The organism is Chitinophaga sp. (assembly GCF_036566945.1).
Taxonomy (GTDB): Bacteria; Bacteroidota; Bacteroidia; order Chitinophagales; family Chitinophagaceae; genus Chitinophaga.
Map to the genome: position 1 here is coordinate 1 of NZ_DATCVJ010000359.1, position 4,300 is coordinate 4,300.

Sequence of the window (4,300 nt, forward strand, 5' to 3'; positions counted from 1 at the left end):
CATCTCCATCTTTCAGAATTTCTATGCTGGCAATATCATCCGGGCTAATACTGTTGAGCGGACTCCTGGAACCCTGTACCGGCGTACCTAAGGCGTCGAACTGATTCAGCGGCACCGAGAAAAAAGGGACGCCGTCTACAATATATAATGGTTCATTGCGGGTTACATAAGGACTACTTTCTCCGATGGAGTTTTGTCCGCGGATTTGTACAGATACATTGGCGCCTGCTTTACCGCTGGTAGCAGTGATTACCACACCCGGCGCTCTGCCCTGCATGGCCAGCAGCGGATTACCTACCGGCTGCTCTTCAAATACCGCACTGTTAATCCGGCTGATAGCCCCGGTATTATAACGCTTGGTAGTAGTACCATAACCCATGATCACTGTTTCATCCAGCACGCTGGTGGCGCGTGATAATTTTATATGGATAACCGGTCTGTTGTCCACCGCAATATGTTGTGGTACGGAGCCCACGTAAGTAACATCCAGTGCGGCATCTTCCGAAATACCCCGTAAAACATATTCTCCCTGTGACCCTGTGCTGGTGCCGGTGCTGCTGCCACTTACCTTGATGGTAACACCCGGCAAAGGCGTACCGTCGGTATCTGTAACGGTACCGGACAGGCTAAAAGAAGCAGCAGTATTATTATTACCTGCTGCTTTTTTGTTCAATACAATTACCTGGTTTCTTCTGATTTCAAAGGAGATATTCCTGTTGCTGAGTACATAATTTAATACGTCTTCCAGTGTTCCCTCTTTAAAATCGAGTGTTACTTTCTCCTGATCATTCAGCAGCCGGCTATCGTAAGAAACGGTAAGCCCTGTTTGTTTTTTGATGGCTTTAAAAACACTTTCTAAAGTCAGTTGTTGGCCTGAAACAGTTACCTTCCTTGCTTTTCCACCGTCCTGCGCATATACGGCGGTACATAGTAAAACGGAAAATAGTGCAGTGATACTACCACATACCAATGACTGCCGGAGCCATCTCCGCAGTGAGTTTCTACCCATAAAATAGATTTTGGTTTAGTCCGAAATAATCAACATCGGACTAACTACAAATGAAAATGCAGTTCGGGTGAACGGTAGTAACAAATTTTTTAAGGCAGGTCGAAATGCAGCTGATTGCCGCTGAAATAATAGCGTATATGCGTAGTCGTTTGCAGGTCCTGCAAAAACTCCGGTAATTTATTTTTCTCTACCATCCCGGTCACCATGGTGTTACCCACCATCGGATGATCAAATACCACTTTCACATCAAACCATCTTTGCAGCAGTGGCTGCATATCCTGTAAGGTAGTGTTGTGAAAATAACTGATCCCTTTCATCCAGCTGAGTGCATCACCTTCTTCAAAGTCCTGTACCCTTAATTTATCCACTCCGCTGTACACTGCTTCCCTGCCGGGTTTCAGCTGTATCTTATTGCTATCTGGCCCTATTACCATGACCGCACCTTCTACCAGCGAAGTGGTTTCTTTTGTGTCGTAAGTATTAATATTAAAAGCAGTGCCCAATACCTGTACGGTAGTGTGTGCGGTATGTACTATAAAAGGCTGGGTACTGTTTTTCGCTACTTTAAAATAACCTTCCCCTTCCAGATATACTTCTCTTTTATTGCCGGAAAAATTAAATGGAAAACGCAAACGCGTGGTCGCATTCAGCCATACTGCTGTACCATCAGATAGCGTAAGCCGGTAATCCTGTGCAGGCGGCACCTGCAGGGTATTCATGGCATTGCTGCCATTGCCCGTATAGGCCAGGCCGTTAGTGCCGTTTTGCAATTGTACGTCGCCGGATTGGAGTTGTTGAATGGCACTATCGCCAGTGAGTGCCACTGCCTCCTGCCCTGCTATCAGTAACTGCACCGCTTGTTTTTTCGCAGGAACATAATGATTCCCGGCAAGTGGTGCTTTCACCGCTGAGGGCCTCAAAATAAAATAAAGACCGCCCGCAGCCAGGACTAACAATACGACAGCCGCGCGGAACAGCCGGCACCGGTACAATGGAATAATCACACCTGCTTGCGCCGGTAAATGCGCAGTAGCAGTTCTTTCCGGCAAAACAGCCGGCTCCATCACTATTACATGGTCGACGCCGGATTGTGCGGCATGCAACAACGCCAGTTCTGCCTGCGGATCCAGTCCACCGGCAAAATCAGCCGCATTCAGCACGTCCGCTTCCTCTGCCAGCACAGCCCACAAGGCACGGGCTTCCGCGTCGGTAGCCAACAAGTCGGACAGCTCTTCCGAATCAGATTCGGATAAGGTGCCGGTGAGTTGTTCCATGAACAATAGCCGTATGTGTTCGCTACTCGTGGTCATTACAGTGATACTACAATTAATGTATGCGATCGGGTGAAGACAACCCGTTGATTTTCATTTTTTCCCTTAAAAATTTCAAAGCCAGCTTCAGATGTGTTTTCAATGAATTAAGACTAATCCCCATATCATCTGCTGCCTCCTGGTATTTTTTCTGTTGCAGATATACCAGCCGGAAAGCCTGCTGCCGTTGTACCGGCAACTCACTCATAGCGCTGACTACCTGTTGATACAGTACCACAGAGCGACTTTCAGGGATCATATCCCGCTCCAGCTGCAAACCATACGCCTCCAGCTCCCGCTGCTGATACTCCTGCTTCTTCAGCAAATTCAGGCAACGGTTCTGCACTGCACGGAAAAGATATCCTTTTATCTCCCCATGCAACTGCTGATACAACTGCTTATCCCACATTTCCAGGAAAAATTGCTGCACCAGGTCCTTGGCGGCAGATTCATCCTGCAAAATAAAATACGCATTTGTACAAAGCATCCGGTAATACTTCAGGAAAATAGCGTCATACGCCGATTTATCCCCCGCATTCAACCGCTGTAGCAATAATATGTCCTGCTGTTCCTCCATGACTGGCTCCACGTCCGAAATACACTGGTTGGTTGGTTTTGCCCGATAAAAGTAGTAAAAAAGAAAGCAGGTAGTATAGGGAGAAAACTATTTATAAGGATAAATGGTTAACGATTTGTTATTGGCGGGGCAAAAAAAGGGCGTATCTGGTCTGAGATACGCCCCTGTTTATTGTCTATTGTACAATCAAAGTACCAGGTAAACTTTCGTAGCAGCGGGCTTTCTCTGCTATCGTTTTTTTACCAAACATAGGTCGCTACTTCCCCACTGTTGAGGGAGGTGGTGGCCAGTTTATTATTTGATTTGATCTGGAAAGTTTGCGGGGCAGCATCGTTGTTCACAACAATCAGCACCAGTTTACCTGCAGGTGTTTTAAACGCCACATTATCCAGCTTACCGGGAATACTGGAAGCAATTCTGACAGCGCCTGCCGGTACAAACTTAGATGCATGGCCTATTACATAGTAGGAAGAATTACGGGATATAGCAGTACTATCAATGGTAATACCACCCAAACATTGCGAACAACCACCTTTATCGGTATGCGGATTCCATTGTGCATCTGCGGCCAGATTCCATTGCAGCACATTACGGCTCCAGTTACGGGTAGCTCCAATAATCAGCTTGCTGGTATTGTTTTTCAGCTCGTTGGCAAAACTACCTTTGCCATCCGACCACTGCTCGGTGAAGTACAGATTTTTTGCAGGAAATTGCTCATGCACTGTACTCAATGCATCAATAGTACCACCATATAAATGAAAAGCAGATCCATCTATAAAAGGATAAGCAGCGGGATCTTTTAAAATGCTGATAGGATACTCCGGCTTGTCGCAGTTATGATCATACAAAATGATCTTCGTTTTCACACCTGCCTTTTTAAAAGCAGGTCCCAGATGATCTTTGATAAACATTGCCTGATCCTGTGCCAGCATCAGCATACTGGGATTATTTTTTGGATGCAGGGGTTCATTCTGAATAGTAATGGCATCAATAGTAATACCAGCGGCTTTCATTTCCTTTACATACTTCACAAAATATTGTGCGTAGGCAGGATAATACTCCGGCAGCAAACTACCGCCTATAAAGGAGTTATTGGTTTTCATCCAGGTGGGCGGCGTCCAGGGAGAACCTAATATTTTGATGGCCGGATTCAATGCGATGATTTTTTTCAACACCGGAATGAGGTCCTTTTTTTCTTCGTTGAGATTGAAATGCTGCAATGCCGTATCTGTTTCTCCATCGGGCATATCATCGTAGGTAAACACAGACGCACTGAGATCAGATGCGCCGATGCTGAGCCGAAGATAGCTGATACCAATGCCATTGCCTTTTGTCAGGAATAATTCCTCCAGCAATGCTTTCTGCTGAGCTGCAGGTAACTGATGAATGAGGGTGGCACTACCG

At 46.2% G+C, this 4,300-nt stretch carries 4 protein-coding genes; all 4 read right to left on the minus strand.

Annotated elements, in window-relative coordinates; translation table 11 throughout:
- Window positions 1-1,009 (minus strand): STN domain-containing protein (locus tag VIP81_RS10580; RefSeq protein WP_331959624.1); only part of this gene is annotated, 1,009 nt, incomplete at its 3' end.
- Between the two features lie 89 nt (window positions 1,010-1,098).
- Window positions 1,099-2,319 (minus strand): FecR family protein, encoded by a 1,221-nt coding sequence (locus VIP81_RS10585; RefSeq protein WP_331959627.1) that lies wholly within the window; start codon window positions 2,317-2,319, stop codon window positions 1,099-1,101.
- Window positions 2,320-2,335: 16 nt separating this feature from the next.
- Window positions 2,336-2,908 (minus strand): RNA polymerase sigma factor, encoded by a 573-nt coding sequence (locus tag VIP81_RS10590; RefSeq protein WP_331959630.1) that lies wholly within the window; start codon window positions 2,906-2,908, stop codon window positions 2,336-2,338.
- 227 nt (window positions 2,909-3,135) lie between these two features.
- On the minus strand, window positions 3,136-4,300 hold a 1,165-nt coding region (locus VIP81_RS10595; protein WP_331959633.1), incomplete at its 5' end, for a glycoside hydrolase family 30 protein.

Bases quoted from the DNA above. Each gene is read 5' to 3' on its own strand.
- VIP81_RS10585 (WP_331959627.1), bottom strand. From the start codon at position 2,319: ATGACCACGAGTAGCGAACACATACGGCTATTGTTCATGGAACAACTC.